The 22,713-nt window shown below is 72.6% G+C and carries 24 protein-coding genes and 1 tRNA gene; 12 read left to right on the forward strand and 13 right to left on the reverse strand.

The window, feature by feature from the left end; translation table 11 throughout:
• Positions 1–76: 76 nt before the first annotated feature.
• Positions 77–610 carry a universal stress protein gene (locus ACZ4VT_RS32075; protein ID WP_319722977.1) on the reverse strand — a complete coding sequence of 178 codons (534 nt, stop codon included), beginning with the start codon at positions 608–610 and terminating at the stop codon, positions 77–79.
• Positions 611–932: 322 nt separating this feature from the next.
• Between ACZ4VT_RS32075 and ACZ4VT_RS32080 the strand changes: the two genes are divergently transcribed.
• The 4 genes from ACZ4VT_RS32080 to ACZ4VT_RS32095 all read left to right on the forward strand — a co-directional run bounded on the left by ACZ4VT_RS32080 (position 933) and on the right by ACZ4VT_RS32095 (position 3,809).
• The gene (locus ACZ4VT_RS32080) at positions 933–1,388 is read left to right on the forward strand and encodes a hypothetical protein (RefSeq protein WP_467954934.1); all 456 of its coding nucleotides are present in this window, start codon (positions 933–935) and stop codon (positions 1,386–1,388) included.
• A gap of 376 nt (positions 1,389–1,764) precedes the next feature.
• Complete coding sequence (locus ACZ4VT_RS32085; RefSeq protein WP_030718170.1) at positions 1,765–2,934, forward strand: helix-turn-helix domain-containing protein; 1,170 nt, start codon at positions 1,765–1,767, stop codon at positions 2,932–2,934.
• 105 nt (positions 2,935–3,039) lie between these two features.
• On the forward strand, positions 3,040–3,642 hold the full coding sequence (orn, locus tag ACZ4VT_RS32090; protein ID WP_351588178.1) for an oligoribonuclease: 603 nt from the start codon (positions 3,040–3,042) through the stop codon (positions 3,640–3,642).
• Between the two features lie 94 nt (positions 3,643–3,736).
• A tRNA-His gene (locus tag ACZ4VT_RS32095) sits at positions 3,737–3,809 on the forward strand.
• A 52-nt stretch (positions 3,810–3,861) separates the two neighbouring features.
• Here ACZ4VT_RS32095 and ACZ4VT_RS32100 read toward each other — a convergent pair.
• Positions 3,862–4,887, reverse strand: coding sequence for a LacI family DNA-binding transcriptional regulator (locus ACZ4VT_RS32100; protein ID WP_467954935.1), 1,026 nt, complete (start codon positions 4,885–4,887; stop codon positions 3,862–3,864).
• Between the two features lie 141 nt (positions 4,888–5,028).
• On the opposite strand from ACZ4VT_RS32100, the gene ACZ4VT_RS32105 reads away from it, so the two are divergent.
• From ACZ4VT_RS32105 to ACZ4VT_RS32120, 4 genes are read left to right on the forward strand one after another with little or no spacing between them, the layout of a single operon-like run.
• Positions 5,029–6,327, forward strand: a complete 1,299-nt coding sequence (locus ACZ4VT_RS32105; protein WP_467954936.1) for an ABC transporter substrate-binding protein — start codon at positions 5,029–5,031, stop codon at positions 6,325–6,327.
• A 7-nt stretch (positions 6,328–6,334) separates the two neighbouring features.
• Positions 6,335–7,330 (forward strand): carbohydrate ABC transporter permease, encoded by a 996-nt coding sequence (locus ACZ4VT_RS32110; RefSeq protein ID WP_467954937.1) that lies wholly within the window; start codon positions 6,335–6,337, stop codon positions 7,328–7,330.
• Positions 7,327–8,151, forward strand: coding sequence for a carbohydrate ABC transporter permease (locus ACZ4VT_RS32115; RefSeq protein WP_362808446.1), 825 nt, complete (start codon positions 7,327–7,329; stop codon positions 8,149–8,151). Before ACZ4VT_RS32110 ends, ACZ4VT_RS32115 begins: the two co-directional genes overlap by 4 nt.
• Entirely contained in the window at positions 8,148–9,482 is a 1,335-nt protein-coding gene (locus ACZ4VT_RS32120; RefSeq protein WP_467954938.1) for a GH1 family beta-glucosidase, read from the forward strand. Before ACZ4VT_RS32115 ends, ACZ4VT_RS32120 begins: the two co-directional genes overlap by 4 nt.
• Positions 9,483–9,503: 21 nt before the next feature.
• On the opposite strand, the gene ACZ4VT_RS32125 is transcribed toward ACZ4VT_RS32120, so the two are convergent.
• Positions 9,504–10,319, reverse strand: coding sequence for an SDR family oxidoreductase (locus tag ACZ4VT_RS32125; RefSeq protein WP_467954939.1), 816 nt, complete (start codon positions 10,317–10,319; stop codon positions 9,504–9,506).
• Positions 10,320–10,399: 80 nt separating this feature from the next.
• Between ACZ4VT_RS32125 and ACZ4VT_RS32130 the strand changes: the two genes are divergently transcribed.
• Positions 10,400–10,978, forward strand: coding sequence for a TetR/AcrR family transcriptional regulator (locus ACZ4VT_RS32130; RefSeq protein ID WP_467954940.1), 579 nt, complete (start codon positions 10,400–10,402; stop codon positions 10,976–10,978).
• An 18-nt stretch (positions 10,979–10,996) separates the two neighbouring features.
• On the opposite strand, the gene ACZ4VT_RS32135 is transcribed toward ACZ4VT_RS32130, so the two are convergent.
• On the reverse strand, positions 10,997–11,818 hold the full coding sequence (locus tag ACZ4VT_RS32135) for an NAD(P)H-binding protein (protein WP_467954941.1): 822 nt from the start codon (positions 11,816–11,818) through the stop codon (positions 10,997–10,999).
• Between the two features lie 109 nt (positions 11,819–11,927).
• Here ACZ4VT_RS32135 and ACZ4VT_RS32140 point away from each other — a divergent pair, with 109 nt between their 5' ends.
• Positions 11,928–12,431 (forward strand): MarR family winged helix-turn-helix transcriptional regulator, encoded by a 504-nt coding sequence (locus tag ACZ4VT_RS32140; RefSeq protein ID WP_467954942.1) that lies wholly within the window; start codon positions 11,928–11,930, stop codon positions 12,429–12,431.
• Positions 12,432–13,350: 919 nt separating this feature from the next.
• Here ACZ4VT_RS32140 and ACZ4VT_RS32145 read toward each other — a convergent pair.
• The 4 genes from ACZ4VT_RS32145 to ACZ4VT_RS32160 all read right to left on the reverse strand — a co-directional run bounded on the left by ACZ4VT_RS32145 (position 13,351) and on the right by ACZ4VT_RS32160 (position 16,743).
• A complete protein-coding gene (locus ACZ4VT_RS32145) occupies positions 13,351–13,650 on the reverse strand; it encodes a DUF3303 family protein (protein ID WP_362852734.1) in 300 nt (99 codons plus the stop codon).
• 100 nt (positions 13,651–13,750) lie between these two features.
• Positions 13,751–14,344 (reverse strand): NADPH-dependent F420 reductase, encoded by a 594-nt coding sequence (locus ACZ4VT_RS32150; protein ID WP_467954943.1) that lies wholly within the window; start codon positions 14,342–14,344, stop codon positions 13,751–13,753.
• Between the two features lie 307 nt (positions 14,345–14,651).
• On the reverse strand, positions 14,652–16,046 hold the full coding sequence (locus tag ACZ4VT_RS32155; protein WP_467954944.1) for a sensor histidine kinase: 1,395 nt from the start codon (positions 16,044–16,046) through the stop codon (positions 14,652–14,654).
• 7 nt (positions 16,047–16,053) lie between these two features.
• Complete coding sequence (locus ACZ4VT_RS32160; protein ID WP_467954945.1) at positions 16,054–16,743, reverse strand: response regulator transcription factor; 690 nt, start codon at positions 16,741–16,743, stop codon at positions 16,054–16,056.
• A gap of 79 nt (positions 16,744–16,822) precedes the next feature.
• Between ACZ4VT_RS32160 and ACZ4VT_RS32165 the strand changes: the two genes are divergently transcribed.
• A complete protein-coding gene (locus ACZ4VT_RS32165; protein WP_467954946.1) occupies positions 16,823–17,371 on the forward strand; it encodes a hypothetical protein in 549 nt (182 codons plus the stop codon).
• Between the two features lie 31 nt (positions 17,372–17,402).
• Here the strand turns inward: ACZ4VT_RS32165 and ACZ4VT_RS32170 are convergent, their stop codons facing one another.
• From ACZ4VT_RS32170 to ACZ4VT_RS32180, 3 genes are all read right to left on the reverse strand, one after another.
• Positions 17,403–18,047 carry a class I SAM-dependent methyltransferase gene (locus tag ACZ4VT_RS32170; RefSeq protein ID WP_467954947.1) on the reverse strand — a complete coding sequence of 215 codons (645 nt, stop codon included), beginning with the start codon at positions 18,045–18,047 and terminating at the stop codon, positions 17,403–17,405.
• Positions 18,048–18,223: 176 nt separating this feature from the next.
• Positions 18,224–19,102 carry a spermidine synthase gene (locus ACZ4VT_RS32175; RefSeq protein ID WP_467954948.1) on the reverse strand — a complete coding sequence of 293 codons (879 nt, stop codon included), beginning with the start codon at positions 19,100–19,102 and terminating at the stop codon, positions 18,224–18,226.
• Between the two features lie 34 nt (positions 19,103–19,136).
• Positions 19,137–19,538 carry a hypothetical protein gene (locus ACZ4VT_RS32180; protein ID WP_467954949.1) on the reverse strand — a complete coding sequence of 134 codons (402 nt, stop codon included), beginning with the start codon at positions 19,536–19,538 and terminating at the stop codon, positions 19,137–19,139.
• 241 nt (positions 19,539–19,779) lie between these two features.
• Here ACZ4VT_RS32180 and ACZ4VT_RS32185 point away from each other — a divergent pair, with 241 nt between their 5' ends.
• Positions 19,780–21,099 (forward strand): tetratricopeptide repeat protein, encoded by a 1,320-nt coding sequence (locus ACZ4VT_RS32185; RefSeq protein ID WP_467954950.1) that lies wholly within the window; start codon positions 19,780–19,782, stop codon positions 21,097–21,099.
• Between the two features lie 9 nt (positions 21,100–21,108).
• Here the strand turns inward: ACZ4VT_RS32185 and ACZ4VT_RS32190 are convergent, their stop codons facing one another.
• Together ACZ4VT_RS32190 and ACZ4VT_RS32195 are read right to left on the reverse strand one after the other, a co-directional pair.
• Positions 21,109–21,450 carry a VOC family protein gene (locus tag ACZ4VT_RS32190; RefSeq protein ID WP_362808487.1) on the reverse strand — a complete coding sequence of 114 codons (342 nt, stop codon included), beginning with the start codon at positions 21,448–21,450 and terminating at the stop codon, positions 21,109–21,111.
• A 538-nt stretch (positions 21,451–21,988) separates the two neighbouring features.
• On the reverse strand, positions 21,989–22,585 hold the full coding sequence (locus ACZ4VT_RS32195; protein ID WP_467954951.1) for a histidine phosphatase family protein: 597 nt from the start codon (positions 22,583–22,585) through the stop codon (positions 21,989–21,991).
• Positions 22,586–22,713 lie beyond the last annotated feature (128 nt).

Here is a 22,713-nt window from a genome sequence, read left to right on the forward strand (position 1 = left end):
GTTGTTTGCTGCGTCCCAGCAGCATTTATCTACCCTTTACACGAGGGCACAACCGCACAATCGGCTTAACAGAGGGTCACGGAATGACAACAACGGGTCGCTGCGCGCGCTTCGCGAGACGGCCGGCCACCGACCCGAAGATCCGGCCCACGATCCCGTGCGTGGAGCCGACCACGATGGCGTCCGCCGAATACTCCCGGCCGACCTCCTCCAGCTCATGGCAGATGTCACCACCCCGCTCGACCAGGATCCACGGCACTTCGGCCAGATAGTCCGCGCAGGCGAGCTCCAGCCCGAGCACCTCGGTGCGGTGGTCCGGCACGTCCACGAAGACGGGCGGCTCACACCCCGCCCACACGGTGGTGGGCAGCCGGTTGGCGACGTGGACGATGATCAGACCCGATCCGGAGCGCCGCGCCATCCCGATCGCGTACGCGAGGGCGCGCTCACTGGACGTGGATCCGTCGAATCCCACAACGACCCCGTGCCGGAAGGCCGGATCGCAGGGCAGGCGTGTCTGTTCCACCGCGCGCAGATCGGCGGCCGACGCGGGGTCGGCGAGGCGTTTGCGCTTGCGGTCCGCGGGTTCGGAGAATTCGTGACCGGCCATGGGTGTCTCGGCGAAGAGGTCCTTGGAGGAAGGAACAGGGGCGAAATCGGCGACGCAGGGTGACGGAGCTCTGTCCGGGAAGCATCTTCCCAAGCCCATACCCACCAGGGTACGGCGACACTCCTGTCCTGCACAGGGCTTGCCGCCCTTGGAGAGCGTCCCAGGGAGCATGCCGGAGCGAGCGCTCCTTGGCAATGACCACTGTCCCCTACAGCCAGTGACGAGACGGGGCGTCGCCACCCGTGCGCGCAGTGACCGAGCCGCGCCGCGCGGCGTTGGACACGAGTCCGACCGTCCAGGAAGAGCCCGCAGGGAGCACGCCGTGCCCGGTCATCCGGTTCACCCCGTCCAGCCAGCTCAGCCGACGCAGTCCGTCCGGTCCCTCCAGCCCGCCGACCCGGGCCCGCACTTCACCTCGTCGCCGCGTCCGGGACGCCACTCGCCCCTTCACCCGTCCGTGCAGTCCGCCGGGCGCGCCCATGACGACCCCGCGGGTGACGTGGTGCGCTGGGCCGCCTTCAGCTGCCTGCTCGTCCCCGTGGTCCTGGTCGTCTACGGAACCTCCTTCGGCGGGGCGGCCGTCGCGACCCTCGGCCTGCTGGCCGTGACGGCCGCGTGCCGGGTCCTGCTGCGCCACTCGGAGAAGGCGGAGCGGGCCGCGGCGCGGGTCCTGGCGGAGGAGCGGCCTCCGCCGTCCCGGCACCGCCGGCACTCGCGCGGCGGGGCCGGGAACCGCCGCGGCTGCCACGGCTCCGGCGCCGGGTCCCCGCACGACTGACTCATTCGCACACCCACACACGCATGTTTTCAGCCAACTTCCCGGCAGGGTGCCCTCCTTGCCGGAATGTCCCCCCACCCCCCTCACCACCAGCGACTACGAAGCCCTGGGGGCGTAGAGGCCCTACGGGTACTGGCCACAGCCGGGTCGCGGACTTCCCATTCGGGTAGCGGAGCGGAACGCTTACTGATCGAATGCTTTTCGCCAAGTTGAGAAGTCGACATAGCGCTGCGTGCTGAACTTGTCACGCCGACACCACGGGACGCAGTAGATTCGATCATGTATTTACGGCGGGGGATCCACGTGCAAGGCCGAGGGGAAACGTGCAGGTGCGACCAGACCAAGGAGTCGCGACACCCAAGGGGGGCTTAGCGCCATGAGCCAGGATTCCACCGCCGTCGTCACAGACGCCGGCCGGAAGCTCGCGGGGCGTCGCCGCAGGGAGATCGTCGCGGTGCTGCTCTTCAGCGGCGGACCGATCTTCGAGAGCTCCATTCCACTTTCCGTGTTCGGCATTGACCGGCAGGACGCGGGAGTTCCACGCTATCGACTGCTCGTGTGCGCCGGTGAGGACGGTCCGCTCAGGACCACCGGCGGACTCGAACTGACCGCGCCATACGGGTTGGAGGCGATCGCCCGGGCAGGCACGGTCGTCGTTCCCGCCTGGCGCTCCATCACCTCACCGCCGCCTCCCGAGGCGCTGGACGCACTGCGTCTGGCGCACGAGGAGGGGGCCCGGATCGTCGGACTGTGCACGGGAGCCTTCGTGCTCGCCGCCGCCGGTCTGCTGGACGGCCGGCCCGCGACGACGCACTGGATGTACGCGCCGACGCTGGCCAAGCGGTACCCGTCCGTCCATGTCGATCCGCGCGAACTGTTCGTCGACGACGGCGACGTGCTCACGTCCGCGGGCACCGCGGCCGGAATCGACCTGTGCCTGCACATCGTGCGCACGGACCACGGCAGCGAGGCGGCCGGGGCCCTGGCCCGCAGGCTCGTCGTGCCGCCGCGCCGCACGGGCGGACAGGAGCGCTATCTCGACCGGTCGCTGCCGGAGGAGATCGGCGCCGACCCGCTGGCCGAGGTCGTCGCCTGGGCGCTGGAGCACCTCCACGAGCAGTTCGACGTGGAGACCCTGGCGGCCCGCGCCTACATGAGCAGGCGCACCTTCGACCGCCGGTTCCGCTCGCTCACCGGCAGTGCGCCGCTGCAGTGGCTGATCACCCAGCGGGTGCTCCAGGCACAGCGGCTGCTGGAGACCTCCGACTACTCGGTCGACGAGGTCGCCGGGCGCTGCGGGTTCCGCTCGCCGGTCGCCCTGCGGGGTCACTTCCGGCGGCAGCTGGGGTCCTCCCCGGCCGCCTACCGCTCCGCCTACCGGGCACGCCGGCCGCAGGCCGACGTCGCGCAGGTGGCCGAGATCTCGGGGCCGGTTCCGCACCAGCGCACTCCGCAGCCCCACCGGGCGGCGGCGGCCCTGGCCGCGGCTGGCCCGACGGTGACGGAGCTCTACGCCCCGGGCCGGGTCCTGCGGGAACACGCGTAACCCCACTACGGGTACGACGAACGGGAGTCCCCCATCGGTCACCGCCGATGGGGGACCTTCCGCATATGCGATCCGCTCCGCAGGGGACCGCATAAGGTGGGACACATGAACGATCGCATGGTGTGGATCGACTGCGAGATGACCGGGCTCTCGTTGACGGACGACGCACTTATCGAGGTGGCCGCACTGGTCACCGACTCGGAGCTCAACGTGCTCGGCGAAGGCGTGGACATCGTGATCCGCCCGCCGGACGCGGCCCTGGAGACCATGCCCGACGTGGTGCGCGAGATGCACACCGCCTCGGGGCTGCTCGACGAGCTGGCCGGCGGGACCACCCTCGCGGATGCCGAGGCACAGGTCCTGGCGTACGTGCGCGAGCACGTGAAGGAGCCCCGCAAGGCGCCCCTCTGCGGGAACTCGGTCGGCACCGACCGCGGCTTCCTGCTGCGCGACATGGCCGCGCTGGAGAGCTACCTGCACTACCGGATCGTGGACGTGTCCTCGGTCAAGGAGCTGGCACGCCGCTGGTACCCGCGGGCGTACTTCAACAGCCCGCCGAAGAACGGCAACCACCGGGCGCTGGCGGACATCAAGGACTCCATCACCGAGCTGCGCTACTACCGGGAGGCGGTCTTCGTGCCGCAGCCAGGGCCCGACTCGGACACGGCCCGGACCATCGCCGCCAAGCACGCCGCGCCGGGCGCGTAGGACCACCCGGAGGGGGCGCGGGAAAGGGTGGAGCGAGCACCCTCCCGGACCCTGTACCCTTTTCTTCGGCCGGTCGGTTTTCCGACCGGACATGGTGGGTGTAGCTCAGTTGGTAGAGCACCTGGTTGTGGTCCAGGTGGCCGCGGGTTCAAGTCCCGTCACTCACCCTGTGGGAAGGCCCCGATCGCGAAGGCGATCGGGGCCTTCTGCGTTCCTGCCTTACGAGGACTCGCGGACCACCAGCCGGTTCGGCAGGACGACGGACGCCTCGGCCGTCTCCCCGGCGATCCTCGCCAGCAGCACCTGCGCCATGGTGCGGCCCATCTCCTCGATCGGCTGCCGGACGCTGGTCAGCGGCGGGTCCATGTGCCGGGCCACCACCGAGTCGTCGAAACCGACCAGGGCCACGTCCTGCGGTGTCCGGCGGCCGGCCGCGCGCAGCTCCCGCAGGGCGCCCGCCGCCATGACGTCCGAGGCGGCGAAGACCGCGTCGAGGCCGGGGCGGCGTTCCAGCAGCTCGCGCATGGCCCGGCGGCCGCCGTCCTCGGTGAAGTCGCCGACCGCGATCAGCAGCTCGTCGACGGGGCGGCCGTCGGCGGCCAGGGCCTGCCGGTAGCCGTCGAGGCGGCACTGGGCCCCGTACACGTCCAGCGGTCCGGTGATCGTGGCGATCGTGCGGCGGCCCCGCGCGAGGAGGTGGCGTACGGCCTCGGCCGCGCCCGCCAGGTTGTCGGAGTCCACGGACGGCAGCGTCTCGGCGGCGGAGCGCCGGCCGCTGATCACCGTCGGGATGCCGAGCTCGGCCAGCAGCTCCGGCAGCGGGTCCCCGGCGTGGACGGAGACGAGCAGGACGCCGTCCACGCGGTGCCCGGACAGGTACTGGGCGAGGCGGCGGCGCTCGCGGTCGCTGCCGGCCAGGGTCAGGACGAGCTGGACGTCGGTCTCGGCGAGGGCGGCGCCGACCCCGCGGACCACTTCGGAGAAGTAGGGCTCGGCGAAGAAGCGGGCCTCGGGCTCCGGGATGACGAGGGCGATGGCGTCGTTCCGGTTGGCCGCCAGCGCCCGCGCGGCGCGGTTCGGTACGTACCCCAGCTCCGCCACCGCGGCCTCGACGGCGGCCCGGGTATGCTCGCTGACCTTGGGGGATCCGTTGATCACCCGGGAGACCGTGCCGCGCCCTACCCTGGCGCGCGCCGCGACCTCCTCCAGCGTGGGCCGTCCCCCGCTGCGCCCGTGCCCGTTCATGACTTCCTCCCGGTGGTGAATCTACCTCTTGACGACTATGGGAGCGCTCCCACACTGTGTCACAGAACACCCGGCACGTTCCGTCCTTCAGGGAGGATGCACATGCGAGCCCAAGCCCGAGTGCGAAGAAACCTCGTCACGGTGGTCACCACGGTAGGAGCGGCCGCCCTGCTGCTCGCGGGTTGCGCGCAGGACCCGGCCGAGAAGCCCGACGCCGGCGCCCCGGCCGGTGACAAGGCGAAGACCACCCTCACCGTCGGGGTCTTCGGGGCCTTCGGCCTCAAGGAAGCCGGGCTCTACGACGAGTACATGGCGCAGAATCCCGGGATCCGGATCGAGCAGACCTCCATCGAGCGCAACGAGAACTACTACCCCCAGCTCCTCACCCACCTGGGAACGGGCAGCGGGCTCGCGGACATCCAGGCCGTCGAGGTCAACAACATCGCCGAGATCACCGCCACCCAGGCCGACAAGCTCGTCGACCTCGGCAAGGCGCCGGGCGTCGACAAGGCCGCGTACCTGCCGTGGAAGTGGGCGCAGGGCACGGCGAGCGCGGCGAAGGGCGGGGCCACGGTCGGCCTCGGCACCGACATAGGCCCGCAGGGCATCTGCTACCGCAAGGACCTCTTCGAGGCGGCCGGGCTGCCCACGGACCGGGCCGCGGTCGGGGCGCTGTGGGCGGGCGACTGGAACAAGTACCTGGAGACGGGCCGGGCGTACAAGGCGAAGGCCGGCGACGGGAAGGCCTTCGTGGACTCGGCGTCGGGCGTGATGGCGGCGGTGACCGGGAGCAGCGCCCAGCGGTTCTACGACGAGCAGGGCAAGGTCGTCTACAAGACCAACCCGGCGGTGCGCGGGGCCTTCGACCTGGCGGCCTCCTTCGCCACCGACGGGCTGAGCGCCAAGCTCCAGCAGTTCACCCCGGGCTGGGACCAGGGCTTCGCGAACGGCTCCTTCGCGACGGTCTCCTGCCCGGCCTGGATGCTCGGCTACATCCAGGACAAGGCGGGACCGGCGGGCAAGGACAAGTGGGACGTGGCGCAGGCGCCGAAGCCCAGCAACTGGGGCGGCTCCTTCCTCGTGGTGCCGAAGGCCGGCAAGCGCGCCCAGGAGGCGGCGAAGCTGGCGGCCTGGCTGACGGCCCCGGAGCAGCAGGCGAAGCTCTTCGAGAAGCGGGGCAGCTTCCCGAGCGCGAGCGCCGCGTACAGGCTGCCGTCGGTGTCGGGCGCGCAGCACGCGTACTTCGGCGGCGCCCCCATCGGCGAGATCTTCGCGAAGGCGGCGCAGGGCGTGCCGGTGACGGTGGTCGGCCCGAAGGACCTGGTGATCTCGCAGAACCTGGCGGACATCGGCATGCTCCAGGTCGACCAGAAGGGCCGTTCGCCGCAGGAGGGCTGGGAGGCCGCCGTGAAGGCGATCGACAACGCCCTGGACCAGTGAGGCGCCGGTGACGGACGAGACCGCTGTCCTGTCCCCCTCCGCCGTCGGCCCGAAGCGGCCGACGGCGGAGGGGGGCGGCCGGGGCCGGCCGGGCCAGGTGTGGCGCTCGCGCCGCTACCGCTGGGACCTGCGCTTCAGCCCCTACGCCTTCGTGGCGCCCTTCTTCCTCTTCTTCGCCGCCTTCGGGCTGTTCCCGCTGCTCTACACGGGCTGGGCGGCGCTGCACCAGGTGGAGCTGACCGATCCGGACAGCATGACGTGGGTGGGGCTGAAGAACTTCACCCGGCTGTGGGACGACGAGTTCTTCTGGAACGCGCTGCGCAACACCTTCACCATCGGGCTGCTGTCCACGGTTCCGCAGCTGGCGATCGCGCTCGGCCTGGCCCATCTGCTCAACTACAAGCTGCGCGGCTCCGCCTTCTTCCGGGTCGCGCTGCTCACCCCGTACGCGACCTCGGTGGCGGCCGCGACCCTCGTCTTCGTGCTGCTCTTCGGCCGGGACTACGGGATGGTCAACTGGGCGCTCTCGGCGGTCGGTTTCGGGGCGGTCGACTGGCAGAACGGCACCTTCGCCTCACAGTTGGCGGTGTCCACCATCGTGATCTGGCGGTGGACCGGCTACAACGCGCTGATCTACCTGGCCGCCATGCAGGCCGTGCCGGGCGAGCTGTACGAGTCCGCCGCGCTGGACGGGGCCTCGCGCTGGCAGCAGTTCCGGCACGTCACGGTGCCCTCGCTGCGCCCGACGATCTTCTTCACCTGTGTCGTGTCGACGATCGGGGCGACGCAGCTGTTCGGGGAGCCGCTGCTGTTCAACGGCGGCGGGGCTGCGACGGGAGGTTCGGACCATCAGTTCCAGACGCTCGGCCTGTACCTGTACGAGCAGGGCTGGGTGAACCTGCACCTCGGCCGGGCCTCGGCGATCGCGTGGGCGATGTTCCTGATCCTGCTGCTGATCGCCGGGGCGGCGCGGCTGCTGCGCGGACGGAAGGACTCCCGATGAGATCACTGCGCGCGGGCCGGCTCACGTACCTGGTGCTCGGACTGTTCACGGCGGGCTCGCTCTTCCCGCTCGTGTGGACGGCGATCGCGGCCTCCCGCAACAGCACGCGGCTGGCGCAGACCCCGCCGCCGTTCTGGTTCGGCGGGAACCTGGGGCGCAACCTCCAGGTCGCCTGGACCGACGCCAACATGGGCACCGCCCTGCTGAACACGGTGATCGTGGCGGGCACGGTCACCGCGGGCACCGTGCTGTTCTCCACCCTGGCGGGCTTCGCCTTCGCCAAACTCCGCTTCCGCGGCCGCCGGACGCTGATGACGCTGGTGGTCGGGACGATGCTGATCCCGCCGCAGCTGAGCGTGGTGCCGCTCTACATGCTGATCGCGAAGCTGTCGTGGACCGACCAGCTCCAGGCGGTGATCCTGCCGACCCTGGTGGGCGCCTTCGGGGTGTTCTTCATGCGCCAGTACCTGGTGCACGCGCTGCCGATCGAGCTGGTGGAGGCGGCGCGCACCGACGGGGCGAGTTCCCTGCGGGTCATGTGGCACGTGGTGTTCCCGGCGGCCCGGCCGGCGATGGCGGTGCTGGGGATGCTGACCTTCGTCATGGCCTGGAACGACTTCTTCTGGCCGATCGTCGCGCTGACCCAGAACGGCAGCCCGACGGTGCAGGTGGCCCTCACCGGGCTCGGCCGGGGCTACATACCGGACCAGTCGGTCATCATGGCGGGCGCGCTGCTGGGCACGCTCCCGCTGCTGCTGGTGTTCATCGTCTTCGGCCGCCAGATCGTCGGCGGCATCATGCAGGGAGCGGTCAAGGGATGACGGACATGCGATTCCCCGAGGGGTTCCTCTGGGGCACGGCCACGGCGGCCTTCCAGATCGAGGGCGGGTCCGCCTCGCGGGGGCCCTCGATCTGGGACACCTTCTGTGCCACGCCGGGGAAGGTGCACGGCGGGCACACGGGCGACGTGGCGGCCGACCACCTGCGGCTGTGGCGCGAGGACGTCCGCCTGATGGCCGAACTCGGGCTGGGGGCGTACCGGTTCTCGGTGTCCTGGCCGCGCGTGCTGGCCGGCGGGATCGGCTTCTACGACGCGCTCGTCGACGAGCTGCTCGCCCACGGGATCACCCCCTGCGTGACCCTCTACCACTGGGACCTGCCGCAGGAGCTGGAGGCCGCGGGGGGCTGGCCCGAACGGGAGACGGCCTACGCCTTCGCCTCGTACGCCTCCCAGGTCGCGGAGGTACTGGCCGACCGGGTGGAGCTCTGGACCACGCTCAACGAGCCCTGGTGCAGCGCCTTCCTCGGCTACGCCTCCGGGGTGCACGCCCCGGGCCGCACCTCCCCCGCCGACTCGCTGCGCGCCGCCCACCACCTGAACGTGGCCCACGGCCTGGCCGCCGCCGCGCTGCCCGCCCGGTCCCGGGTCGGCATCGCCCTCAACCCCAGCGCGGTGCGGCCGCTGACCCCCTCGGCGGCCGACGCGGACGCCGCGCGCCGTATCGACGCGCTCGCCAACCGGATCTTCACCGGGCCGCTGCTGCACGGCGCCTATCCGCAGGACCTGCTGGCGGACACCGCCGCGGTGACGGACTGGTCCTTCGTCCGCGCCGGCGACGAGGCGCTGATCCACCAGCCGCTGGACTTCCTCGGCGTGAACTACTACACCCCGGCGGTGGTGTCGGCGGCGCCCGACGGGGACGGCCCGCGCGCCGACGGCCACGGCGGTACGGCCCACTCCCCCTGGCCCGCGGCGGACACGGTGGCCTTCCACCAACCGCCGGGCGAGCGCACCGACATGGGCTGGTCGATCGACCCGAGCGGCCTGTACGACCTGCTGATGCGCTTCACCCGCGAGGCGCCCGGCCTTCCGCTGCTGGTCACCGAGAACGGTGCCGCGTACGCCGCGGACGTGCACGACCCGCTCCGCATCGCGTACCTGGAGGCCCATCTCGCCACCATCCACCGCGCCTTGGCGGACGGCGCCCCCGTCGAGGGCTACTTCCTGTGGTCGCTGCTGGACAACTTCGAATGGTCCTACGGCTACAGCAAGCGCTTCGGCATCGTGCACGTGGACTACGAGACCCAGGCCCGCACCCCGCGCTCCAGCGCCCACTGGTACGCCCGGCTGGCCCGCGAGGGGGCCTTCTGACAGCCGGGCGCGGGGCACCGGTCAGCGGAAGGCCGGTGCGGAGCGGGCTGCCCAGTCGGCGAAGGGACGGGGAGCCCGGCCGAGGATCCGCTCGACGGCGGGGCTCGGTATCAGCTCGGCCGGCAGCGGTTCGCCGAGGATCCCCAGGGTGCCCTCCACTACAGGCTCGGGCATGAAGGTCAGCATCTGGGCGCGGGCCTCCTCCCGGGTCTGCTCGACGAACCGAACGGGCTCGCCCAGGGCCGCGGCTATCGCCTCGGCCCTTTCCCTCGGGGTCACCAGGGCGGGCCCGTTGAGCTCGTAGCTCCGCCCCGTGTGGCCGGGCTCGCGCAGGACCGCGGCGGCGACCTCGGCGACATCCGCCGGGTCGACGGTCGGGAGCCCGACGTCGCCGAACGGCGCGGCGGCCGTGCGCCGCGTACGTATCGTCTCGGCCCAGGCGAAGGCGTTGGAGTTGAGGCCGCCCGAGCGCAGGATCGTCCACTCCAGGCCGCTGCGGCGGACGGCTTCCTCGAACCGCGCGGGGTGGCGGTAGACCTCCGGGCGTGTCCCGGCGCCCTGGGAGGAGAGCAGTACGACCCGCCGTACCCCGGCTGCCCCGGCCCGGTCGAGGATGCCCTGCGGATCCTCGCCGGCGATGAGCAGGAACAGCGCGTCGGCCCCGTCCAGCGCGGGGCGCAGGCTCTCCGGTTCGGCGAGGTCGCCCTGGTGGTGGCGGACCCCGTCGGGCATCCGCGCCGACCGCCGGGAGACTGCGGTCACCTGCTCGCTGCCCTCGGCGAGGATCCGCACGAGTTCCCCTCCGACGTTCCCCGTCGCGCCCGTCACTACGATCATGGCGATCCTCCATGTGAGTTAGTTGACTGACTTAGTTACGACCATAGCCCCTCTCCTATCACTCGTCTACAGTTAGTCAGGTGACTGACTCAAAGAAGGCCTCGCGGGCGTCCGGCAAGCGCGAGCGGCTGGCGTCCGCCGCGGCCCAGGTGCTCCACGCGCAGGGCATCGCCCAGACCACGCTCGCGGACATCGCCCAGGCGGCGGAGGTCCCGGTGGGCAACGTCTACTACTACTTCAAGACCAAGGACCAGCTGGTCGAGGCCGCGATCGACGCGCACGCCCAAACCCTGCGGGGGCTGATCGCCGCCCTCGGCGAACTCCCCACCCCCCAGGACCGCCTGAAGGCCCTGCTGAACGGCTGGGTCGAACAGCGCGAGCTCACCGCCCAGCACGGCTGCCCCACCGGCACCCTCGCCTCCGAACTCGACAAGCGCGCCGACGGACTGGACCGGTCGATCGCCGCCGTCATGCAGACCCTGCTCGACTGGACCGAGCGGCAGTTCCGGGAGATGGGCCGCACCGACTCCCGCGAACTCGCGGTCGCCCTGATCGCCGCGTACCAGGGAATCTCCCTGCTCACCAACACCTTCCGCGACCCGGACCTCATGACCACCGAGGTCCGCCGCCTGGAGCGCTGGATCGACTCCCTCACCTGAGGTCACGCGCCGTGGCGCTCAGGCCGCGAAAGCGTCGGCGTGGTCCTTCGCCCAGGTCTCGAAGGTGCGCGCCGGATGGCCGGTGAGGCACTTGACGCTGTCGGTGATCTCGGCCGGGAGGCCGTCCGCGGAGGCCCAGAAGTCGAGCAGGGCATCGGCGTAGGGGCCGGGTATGTAGCCCTCGACCTCGGACTTCCACTGCTCGGCGGAGACGGCTTCGAAGGGTATGGACCGTCCGAGCACCTCGCCGAGTATCGCGAGCTGGGTCGCGAAGGTCAGCGACTGCGGGCCGGTCAGGGTGTAGGCGCGGCCGGCGAGGGCGGGGTCGGTGAGGACGGCGAAGGCCGCCTCGGCCAGGTCGGCCTCGTGAAGGGGGTCGCAGTAGGCGCCGGGGTAGGGCAGATGGACCGGACGGCCGGACTTCAGCGACCAGGCCCAGCCCTGGGCATTGCTCGCGAAGGAGCCCGGGCGCAGCAGGGTGGTGCGCAGCGGGGAGGCCGACAGGGCCTGTTCGACGGCGAGATGGGACGCGGACAACGGGCTGCCGGCGGCGTCGGGGGCGAGCACCGAGGAGGAGGACAGGAGCACGACATGCTCGACCCCCGCGGTGCCGGCCTCCTTGACGAAGGCGTCGATCGCGGAGGCCTCCGCGTAGAGGAAGACGGAGCCGACGCCGGCGAGGGCGCCGGGGAAGGTCGACGGATCGGTGAGATCGCAGTGGACCGCATCGGGGGTGGCCCGCTCGCGGGAGCCGAGACGGTACGGGACGCCGTGGGCATCGAGAAGAGCGCGGAGACCGCGGGCGACGGCGCCGCGGCCGCCGGTGACGAGAATCGACATGGCTGACTGGTTCCTCATCTGGAGTTGGGGATAGAATCCACATGTGACGCAGATTCTGTGCGACACATTCTCTGCGTCACACAGTTAAATTTGAAGCACGGAGGAGCCGATGTCAACCGATCCCACTCGTACGAGTGGTGCGGACTGGAGCCGCGCCGAGCTGCTCGCGCGCATCGTCACCGAGAGCCAGCGGCACTACGCCGACTACTCCCTCTTCAACCAGGCCATGGCCGACCACGTCGGCCTCCACCCCACCGACATGCAGTGCGTCGCCCTCCTCGACATGGAGCCCGAACCCGTCAGCACCGGCGACATCGCCCGCCTGACCGGCCTGACCTCCGGTTCCGCCACCCGCCTCGTCGACCGCATGGTCAAGGCGGGCATCGTCGAGCGGCATGCCGACCCGAACGACCGCCGCCGCTCCCTCGTCTCCCTCTCGCCCGAGGCCCGCGAGCGCATCGGCGCGGCCTGGGACACCCCCGGCCGCGCCTTCGGCGCCGTACTCGAGAGCTACACCGACACCGAGCTCGCCGTCATCGCCGACTACCTGCACCGCGCCGCCGAGGTCGGCCGGGCCCAGGCCAAGCGGCTCAACTCGGGGGAAACCGGCTGACGGTGACCTGACCGTGCGGCTGCGGCTGCGGCTGCGGCTGCCGCTGCCGCTGCCGCTGCCGCTGCCGGCGGTGTCCGGCCTGTGGGGAGCGGTCTTCGCCGTCGCGGGCATCGGACTGGCCGTCGCACCCCACCCGATCGCGCTGTTCGGGCTGGTGGAACGGGCCGGTCCGGGGGAGCGGATGGGCGAGGCCATGACCGTGGTCGGCAGTGGCCTGATCCTCGGCCAGGCGCTGGCCGCGGCGGCCGCGGGGCCGCTGGCGAGCGCGTACGGCTCTCGGGCGGCCTTCGCCGTCTCGTGCGCCGCGGTGGCCGCCTCCGCGGTACTGGCGCGGGTCGGCTGCGCCGCTCTTGCGGGGCCTGGCTGCCCCGCTCGGGCAGGGGCCGGATGCGGCGGGGCCGGTGGTGACGGGGCAGGTTGCCTCCGGCGGGACGGCAGGAGCGGGGCCGGTTGGGACGGGGCCGGGCGCCGGGTGGCTGCGCCGCTCGGGCCGGGCTTTGGGCGGGGCCGGTTGGGACGGGGCTGCGCGCCGGGTGGCTGCGCCGCTCGGGCCGGGCGCGTGGGGGCCGGTTGTGCCGGGGTCGGGCGCGCGCCAGGGCGTCTCCTCGGGCGCCGAACGTGTCGAGGGGTCGGAGCGTCTGGGCACCTTGCGTTCGACGCCCTGCGGGGATCACCCCGACACACACCCGACCCCGGCCCAACCGGCCCGGCTGCTACTCCAGGCCCTGCGACCTTGCCGCACAAATGCAGCCCCGCCGGCGTTTGAGTGGGGGTCCCCCCGGACGAAGTCTGGGGGAGGGTCCCGGCGGAGCCCCGGCGACGGCGCCGTGCGTCGGGACTGCTGCGGTACGGCCGGCCAGGCCAAAAGCACACACCCGGCCCCGGCCCAGTCGGCGGGCACCCGGGCTGAGGCACCCCGTCAGGGCGAGGATTGCATCGCCGCCAGGCCCTTCGCCAGGTCCTCGGCGTTCATGACGGGGGCCACCTCCAGCTCGGCGTTGAACTGCAGGAACATGTCCTCCATCAGCGCCGGCATCCGCGAGCTGTCGTCCAGGTCGAAGACCATCCAGCAGGAGCGGACGCCCTCGTGCAGACCAAAGTAGGCCGCCTCCGGCTTCACCGTGTCCATCAGCTTCTTGACCGCCTGGGGCAGCGAGCCGGTCTTGACGCCCTCGTTGGTGGCGGCCGTGTCAAAGTGCGCCCTGAGCATGACTCTCATGCGTGGCTCCTTCCGTCACGCCCACCCTCGGCGCGGCCCGGAGGCGCGGCAACATATGCGCCCCCGTCCGTGCGGGGCCTGCCTGACGGTTCAGCGGCCGTCAGGCGGAAGGCGCCCCCTGGAGGTGGAAGTTGAAGTCCGTGTGCCCGAGGGAGCCCATCAGCCGGAGCCAGACGGGCAGCATCTCGGCGCCCCGCGCCGTCTCGATCCCGCCCAGGTCCAGGATGCTCCGCTCCGGCCAGCCGAAGGAGCCGAGCAGCTCCCGTACGGCCTTCTTCGCGTCCGCGTCCTCACCCGAGAGGAAGACGTGCTGCTCGCCGGCGACCCGGCCGGGATCGACCATGACCAGGCAGTTCATCGTATTCAGCGTCTTGACGACCCGCAGTCCCGGGAAGGTGCGCTGGATCAGCTCGCCCAGGCTGTCGGTGTCCACCGGGTCCAGGCGCGGCGGGAAACCCCGCGAGAAGTCCAGCGGGTTCGCGACGTCGATCAGGATCTTGCCGTCCAGGTGCGCGACGTCCCCCGCCGTCAGCGCGGCGATGCCGACCTGCCCGCCGGTGACGATGACCAGGGTGTCGCCGTCCCGCGCGGCCTCCGCGAAGCCGGCGAGCCGCACCCCGGGCCGCCCCGCCTGCCAGTCGGCGTACTCGGCGCGCCCGGCGGTCGCCCCGGGGTCCCGGGTGCCGATGACCACCTGATTCCTTCCGATCGGCCGGAGAATCCCGGCTGGTCCAGGATCCCCACGTCGTGGAAGAACCGGTAGCGGGGCGAGGAGACCGCCGAAGACGCGGGTGTCCATGGCGCGGACCGTACCGAGACGGGCAGGGGCAGCCCGCTGGGTCCTGTCCGGGTGATCTTCGTGGATCAGGCCGCGGGGTCCGGTGCGGTGCATCGCAAGGCGGAGGGGCGCAGCTCGTACGTGGCCGTACTCGCGCGCTCCGACGACGCGGCGCGGTGCCGTGCCAGGCTCCGTGGGCCCGCGAAGACCGCCCGGACAGGGCCTAGCCGCGCCCCCGGTTGCGTCGGTTGCCGCGCCGGCCGCGGACCGCCCGCCCGCCGCCCGGGCCGCCGAGGGTCCGGCCGTCCAGGCCGATCCACACCCGCACCTCGGTACCGCCGAGCACCGAGCGCCCCAGCCGTACGTCGCCGCCCGTCGACTCCGCGACGCGGCGCACGATGTCCAGGCCCAGGCCGGTCGATCCGTCGCGGCCGCCGTCGTTGCCGCGGCGCAGGGCCGCCTCCGGGTCGGCGATGCCGGGTCCCGCGTCCGACACGAGCACGATCACCGCGTCACCGGCGTCGTGGACGTCCACGGAGAAGGGCGTGCCCTCGGGGGTGTGCCGGAAGACGTTGCCGAGCATGGCGTCGAGGGCGGCGGCGAGCTCGGGCCGGGCCACGGGGATCCGTACCGTACGGTCCACTCCCGCGAGCCGCACCTCGCGGCCCTCGTCCTCCGCGAGCGCCGACCAGAAGTCCATCCGGTCGCGGATCACCTCGGAGGCGTCACAGCCGGCGCCCGCCCCGACCAGGCCGGTGGCCGGGCGCTGCTCGCGCGCCGTACGGATGATCGTGTCGACCTCGCGCTCCAGTTGCTCCACCGCGGCCCGGGTCTGCTCGGCGGCCGGGCCGTCCCCGAGCGAGGCCGTGTTGAGCCGCAGCACCGTCAGCGGCGTCCGCAGCCGGTGCGAGAGGTCCGCGGCCAGCTCCCGCTCGTTGGCGAGGAGTTCCACCACCTGGTCCGCCATCGCGTTGAACGCGACGGCCGCCGAGCGGAGTTCCTTCGGCCCCACCTCCGGGACCCGCGCCCCGAGCCGGCCCTCGCCCAGCTGGTGCGCGGCGTCCGCGAGCCGCTCGGCCGGCCGCACCAGCCGGGCGCCGAGCCGGTCGGCGACCCCCACCGAGCCCACGATCAGCGCGAGCCCGACGCCCGCGAGCACCACCCAGGCCGTCGCGACGCCGTTGCTGACCTCGCTCTCCGGTACGAAGATCTCCACCACCGCGATGTCCCCGGAGCCGAGCGCGGTCGGCTGGAGCAGCGCGGAACCCCCACCCGCCACCGAGGCCGTCGTGGCCCGCCCGATCCGCCGGGTCTCGGCGACGGCGTGCTCGCCCGCCCGGCCCCGGCCGATCTCCACCGGCGCGCTGTCGCCGATGGCGGGCACGTGGACGGCCATCCGCCGGGCGGCGCCCGTCTGCGTGGACTCCACGGCCTTCTGCAGCTGGACCGGGTCGGTGGTGATGGACAGGGTCGGCCCGATGGTGGCGGCCTGCCGTTCGGCGTTGGAGAAGGCCCGGTCGCTGGCCATCTCCTGGACGACGAGCCCGAGCGGCACGGCGAAGGCCACGACCACCATGGCCGTGACCGCGAGGCACACCTTGACGAGCGCCCATCTCATCGCGGCATCACTGCGGCGGCTCCAGCTTGACGCCCACACCCCGCAGCGTGTGCAGGTACCGCGGGCGGGCGGCGGTCTCGCCGAGTTTGCGGCGCAGCCAGGACAGGTGGACGTCGATGGTCTGGTCGTCCCCGTACGACTGCTGCCAGACCTCGGCGAGCAGTTCGCGCCGGGCCACGACCACCCCGGGCCGCCCGGCGAGGAAGGCCAGCAGGTCGAACTCCCGCCGGGTGAGGTCCAGTACGGTCCCGTCGAGCTCGGCCTGGCGGCGCAGCGGGTCGATGGCGAGCCCGCCGACGCGCAGGACGCGCGAGGGGGGTTCGGCGCCGGTGGCGGCCCGGGAGCGGCGCAGGACGGCGGCCATGCGGGCGGAGAGGTGCTCCACGGAGAACGGTTTGGTCAGGTAGTCGTCGGCGCCGTCGTTGAGCAGCCGGACGATCTCGGCCTCGTCGTCGCGCGCGGTGGCGATGATCACGGGCACGTCGGTGATGCCGCGCAGCATCTTGAGCGCTTCCGACCCGTCCAGGTCGGGCAGTCCGAGGTCGAGGATGACCACGTCGAAGCGGTGGTGCGCGACCTCGCGCAGGGCCTCCAGGGCCGTGCCGACGCTCCGCACGGTGTGCGAGGCCTCGGTCAGGTGCCGGATGAGGGCGGAACGTACGAACTGGTCGTCCTCGACCACGAGCACACTTGCCATGGCTCGCACCGTAGTCCATTCGAGGGACCCAGCGGGGTGTCGGGCTGCTCTTGTGACGGGTGGTGCAGTATGTGCCCTGATGCGACGAGGACTTCTTCATGCCATGGCTTGGACGCTGGCGACCGGGGCGGCGGTGACGCTGTCCTGGTGGGGCGTGCACAGCGTCATGTCGGGGACGGCCTACGATCCGCCGCTCGCGGTGCCGCTCGCCACCCAGCCGCTGTCCTCTTCGACGCAGCGCGCGCAGCCGCCGGACACCCCGGCGCAGTCCGCGTCCGCCTCGCCGTCGCCCTCCGCCTCGCCGGCCCCGGCCGCGCCGTCGTCCGCGGGGGCCTCCCCCGGCAAGCCGTCCCAGACGCCCGCGGCCACCCCGTCCCCCTACGGACGGGGGGAGGGGCAGGATCCGGGCAAGGTGAAGGCGTATCCGGTCTCCGGCGGCCGGGTCGTCTTCTCCCTGGGCGCGTCCTCCGCCGAGCTGGTCTCGGCGACGCCGGCGGCCGGCTGGCGGATGCAGGTGTGGAAGCAGGACTTCTGGATCCGGGTCACCTTCACCCGTGACGGCCGCGAGGTGTCGGTGTTCTGCACCTGGCACGACCACCCGCCGCTGGTGGAGATCGTCGACCCCTGAGCCGGACCCCGGACCGTTCCGGGCGGGAGCCTCAGGCCGGGACCGTGCCCACCAGCACGAACTCGTTGTAAGGGAAGACCTTGCCCATCGGGCGGGGGAAGGGGAAGGAGTAGGTCCGCCGGACCGCTATCCCGGCCTTGGCGGCGTGGCTGCGCAGCTCCTCGAAGCCGACCCAGCGGATGTGGGTGGCGTCGGACCGGAAACCGACCTCCTGCGGGGTGATCATGACGACCGCCCCGCCCGGCTTGACCAGCGGAAGGTACTGCTCCAGCAGCGTCGCCGCCGTGCCCTCCTCCACGTGCTCCAGCACGTGCGCGACCAGCAGGCTGTCGAAGGACCCGGGACCGCAGTCCGGCGCGGCGGCCAGCCCGTCGGGGGTGTAGGCGTTCAGTCCGCGCTCGCGGCAGGTCTGCACCGAGTGCGGGTTGTGGTCGACGCCGACGCTGTCCGGGCCGCAGTTGAGCAGGTTCCGCCCCAGCCCGCAGCCGATGTCGAGGACCCGGCCCAGCTGCAGTCGCTGCAGGTTCCAGCGGTACGGCGCCTGCGTGGGCAGCAGCCGCTTGATTCCGGACTGCTCGAGACGCGCCAGCCGCTGGGTGTAGTCGGAGCCGGCGGTGCTCGGGGTACTCGGGGTGCCGGGGGTGGGGGCACCGGGGGTTGCGGGGAAATCAGACATTGCCTTGCCGTCTCCTGAACGCGTCGTAGGAGGGCAAGCCCTCCCAGGGGTTCACAGGCTACGCAGGGCGGCCGTCCGCCGGGAGTACTCCGGGGATCTTTGTAGGTAACTGCGCCATCCGCATGCGTCACCGGTCCGCCACCGCGCGGGAATCCCGCGCCGGGAGACCCGCGCGGCTACCGGAAGACCGAGGGGGGCGGCTGCGGCGAGGCCACCGCGGAGGCGTCGGCGACCGGGGCCGCGCCACCCGCGAAGTCCGCCAGCGCCCGGCCGTGCTCGACCCGGCCCGGGTACGGGTCGCTCGCGACCCGGCGGGTGAATTCCGCGACGGGCAGCTCGCGGTCGGCCGCCACCAGGACGGCATTGCCGAAACGTTTCCCTCGCCACACCACCGGGTCCGCGGCCAGCGCCAGCTCCGTGAACCGGGACGCGGCCGTCGCGATCTGGCTCCGCAGATGAGTCAGCGGCGGACCGTCCGCGAGATTGGCCACGTACCACCCGGTGGGCGCGAGGGCACGTCGTACGTCGTCCAGGAACTCGGTGCTCGTCAGGTGCGCCGGGGTGCGCGCCCCGCTGAACACGTCCGCGATCACCAGGTCCGCCCAGCCGTCCGGCACCTTCGCCAAGCCTGCCCGGGCGTCCACCGCCCGGACCCGGACCCGCGCCTGCGGGTCCAGCGGCAGGTGTTCCCGTACGAAGGCCACCAGCGCGGCGTCGATCTCCACGATCTGCTGGGTCGAGCGGGGGCGGGAGGCGGCCGTGTAGCGGGCGAGCGTGAAGGCGCCGCCGCCCAGGTGCACCACGTTCAGCGGCTGGCGGGCGGGCGCGACGAGGTCGATGAGGTGGCCGATCCGCCGCTGGTAGGCGAAGTCCAGGTACGTGGGGTCGTCCAGGGCCACATGCGACTGCGGGGCCCCGTCGATCAGCAGGGTCCAGGCCCCGGCGCGCTCGCGGTCCGGCTCCAGCTCCGCCCGGCCGCCGTCCACCTGCCCGGTGACCGCCTCGGCGGTGCCGCGACCGCGCTGCCTGCCCTTGTTCCTGTCCTTGCCTGCCACCACCCCATTGTGCCGGGCGGCCGGCGGGGAGGGGTCAGCGGCAGTTGTCCGCGGCCTCGATCAGCCGGGCCGCCTCGCCGAGGGCCGCGCGCAGCACCTCGGGGTCGGTGACCGGCCCGACGGCCTCCGGCGGGAGCAGCCAGCCGGTGACGCCCGCGACGGGCGAGGCGGCGTCGCCGAAGCGCATCCCGCGCCCGTTGGTCTGCGTACAGGCACTGCCCGGCAGGTCCCACGCATCGGCGGTGCCGGGCGGTACGAGGAAGCCGAGGGTGTCGCCGGATCCGTCGTGCAGGACGGGTCCGACCCCGCCGGCCTGGCTGGCGGCGCGGCGGATGATGTCCACCGCCTCGAGGCCCTGCCGCGTGGGCACCGTCACCAGATCCAGGTCCGGGGCCGTGCCGGGCTCGGGTGCGGTGTTCGTTCCAGTGCTCTCCATGCCGCCCTCCACCAAGGGAACCCCTCCTCGATCCGTATCCGCATGGGTTCAACGCACGGGAACGTCAACGGGTGCGGCGGCAAGACGCTGCAAAGGATGGCAGTTCATGGCGGATCGCGGGTGAGATATCCGTTTTGTAACCAAACATCGCTTGAACACCCTGTCACTGGCGGTACGTTCATGCGCGCCGGACCCACGTCACAGCACCGGTGCTGGATTCCTCGCCAGAGAGGTCACGTCCATGGCGGCGTCCCCCCACTCACCCAACTCCACCTTCCGGCGGCTGCGCGGGCAGCACTCCCCGGCCGAGTTCGCGGCCCTGGTGCGCCGGGCGGCGAAGGAGATCGGAGAAACGGTTTCCTGCGACGCGCGCTACATCGGCCGGGTCGAGTCCGGCGAGATCCGCTGCCCCAACTACGCGTACGAGCGGGTCTTCCTCCATATGTTCCCCGGCCGCGCCCTGGCCGACCTGGGCTTCTCCCCCCGCGAGAGCGTCCGCGGGCGCTCGGGCCGGCGCGACCCCTCCCCCGTCCCCATCCACCGTTCCCCTTCCAGTGCCAAGGAGAGCGACGTGCTGCGTCGCGCGTTCATGGCGGGCGGCTCCGCGACCGTGGCGGCCGCGACGCTCAGCCTCACCCTGCTCGGCGACACCCGCCGGCTCCCCTCCCGCGCCGGCGAGTCCGAGGCGGCCGCCGTCGAGGACGCCGTACGCCAGATCCGCCTGCTGGACGACCGGCACGGGGCCGACGCCCTGTACCGCAGGGCCGCCGAGCCCCTGCGCACCGCCTACGCCCTCCTCGACGCGGGGGCCACCCGGCAGTCCACCGAGGACCGGCTGCACGCGGGCGCCGGCGAACTGGCCGTCTCGGTCGGCTGGCTGGCCCACGACTCCGGCCGCTTCGACGACGCCCGCTCGCACTACGCGGAGGCCCTGGCGACGGCCCGGGTCGCCCGGGACGCGGGCCTGGAGGCGCACGCCTTCAGCAACATGGCCTTCCTGGCCCGGGACTGCGGCCGCTCCCGCGAGGCGGTACGGGCCGCCCAGGCGGGCCGCCGGGCCGCGCGCTCCCTCGGTTCCCCGCGGCTGCTGTCGCTGCTCGCCCTGCGGGAAGCCGGCGGCTGGGCGGGGCTGGCCGACCGCAAGGCCTGCGAGGAGGCGCTGACCCGGGCCCACACGGAGTTCTCCCGGGGCGAGGCCGACGCCGACCCCGAGTGGATGTCCTTCTTCGGCGAAGCGGAGCTGGAGTCCCTGGAGGCACGGTGCTGGGCGGCCCTCGGGGAGCACGCCCGCGCGGCCCGGCACGCCCGCCGCGCCGCCGACCTCCAGGACCCGCACTTCGCCCGGAACGTCGCCCTCTACACCGCCGAGCTGGCCGGGAACCTGGCCCGCGCGGGCGCCCCCGACGAGGCCGCCTGGGCGGGCGGCCGGGTACTGGACCTGCTGGCCGAGGTGCAGTCCACGCGGGTCCGGTCGATGCTCTCGGAAACGGCGGGCGCGCTGGTTCCGCACCAGCGCTCTCCTCGGGTGGGGGCCTTCCTGACGAGGCACGCGGCGGTCTGACCCCGCGGATCAGCCGCCGACGTACTCGTAGACCCCGCCGTCGGGGTGGCGCACCACCGCGCGGCGGCCGTTGGGCGTGGCGGCGGGGGCGGCGATCACCTCGCCCCCGGACGCGGCGCAGTGCGCGACGGCCGCGTCCAGGTCCGCCACGGAGAGGGTGGCGGCCACTCCCGCGAACCGCTCGGCGATCGCGTCGGGCCCGCTGAACAGCAGGAACGGGCCGACGCTCGCCAGGTCCAGGCCGGCGAACCCGAACCGGGTCGCGGGCTGGCCGGTGAGGCGTACGTAGAAGTCCAGGGCCGGACCGAGATCGTCCACGCGCCGCCGCAACACCACGGAGGTAATCGTCATGCCGCTATCCTCCCCGGGGCCCGTGCCTCCCAACTCCCGTGCGGTGAACGTCTTTTAGCGGGTGTGCTCCACCCCGGACCCCGCGCCTCAAACGCCGGCGAGGCTGAAGTCGGTGCGGCGCGGCCGAAGTAGTCCGGCGAGGCTGGAAGGAGTAGCGGACGCTGGAGTGGTGCGGTGGGGTTGGACGGTGCGGCTCAAAGATCGGGGCTCCGCCCCGGACCCCGCGCCTCAAACGCCGGCGGGGCTGGATTTGGTGCGGCGCGGCTGGAAATTGTGCGGCCAGGCTGGATGGTGCGGCGAGGCCGCAGGCACTGGGGTAGCAGCCGGGCCGGTTGGGACGGGGTCGGGTGTGTGTCGGGGTGTCCCCGCAGGGCGCCGAACACAACAAGGCCGATCAATCCGACCCCCCGACACGTTCGGCGCCCGAGGAGACGCCCCGGCGCGCGCCCGACCCCGGCACAACCGGCCCCCACCCCGGCCCCGCCCAAGCGGCGCAGCCAACCGGCAGCCAACCCGCAGCCAACGGCCCGAAGGGGCCCTAGGCGTCGAGGTGTCCCGTGTCGTTCCAGCGTTCCAGCGCGGGGGCGCCGTAGGCCCAGCCGAGGACCGAGAGGGAGGTGGGCTCCAGGCGGATGCGGGCACCGAAGGAGGCTTCGAAGCCGAGCCAGCGGGCGGCGAGGGTGCGCAGGATGTGGCCGTGGGCGAAGACCAGCACGTCACGTTCCGCCGAGCGCGCCCACGTGACCACCTCGTCCGCGCGCGCCGCGACATCGGCGACGGACTCGCCCCCCGGCACCCCGTCGCGCCAGATCAGCCAGCCGGGCCGGATCGCCTGGATCTCGGCCGGGGTCATGCCCTCGTAGTCCCCGTAGTCCCACTCCATCAGGGCGTCCCACGGCTCCGCCCGCACACCGAAGCCCGCCAGCTCGCAGCTCTCGTTCGCGCGGACCAGCGGGCTGGTGCGGACCTCGACGCCCGGCAGGTTCTTCCACGGGTCGCGGGCCAGCCGCTCGCCGAGCAGTTTCGCCCCCCGCTTGCCCTCCTCCAGCAGGGGCACGTCCGTGCGTCCCGTGTGCTTGCCGAGCTGGGACCACGCCGTCTGGCCGTGGCGGGCCAGCAGGATGCGGGGGGCCATGGGGTTCTCCCGTTTCATACGAGTTTGTGCGCGCTCATGCGTTTTTCCGGTCATTCAGCCGTCCGCCCATCATCCAACAACACGCGGACGTGGCGGACTCCACCCGGCCCGCCCCGTCCCGCCCCCGC

The sequence above is a fragment of the Streptomyces sp. NPDC029164 genome (assembly GCF_055563995.1).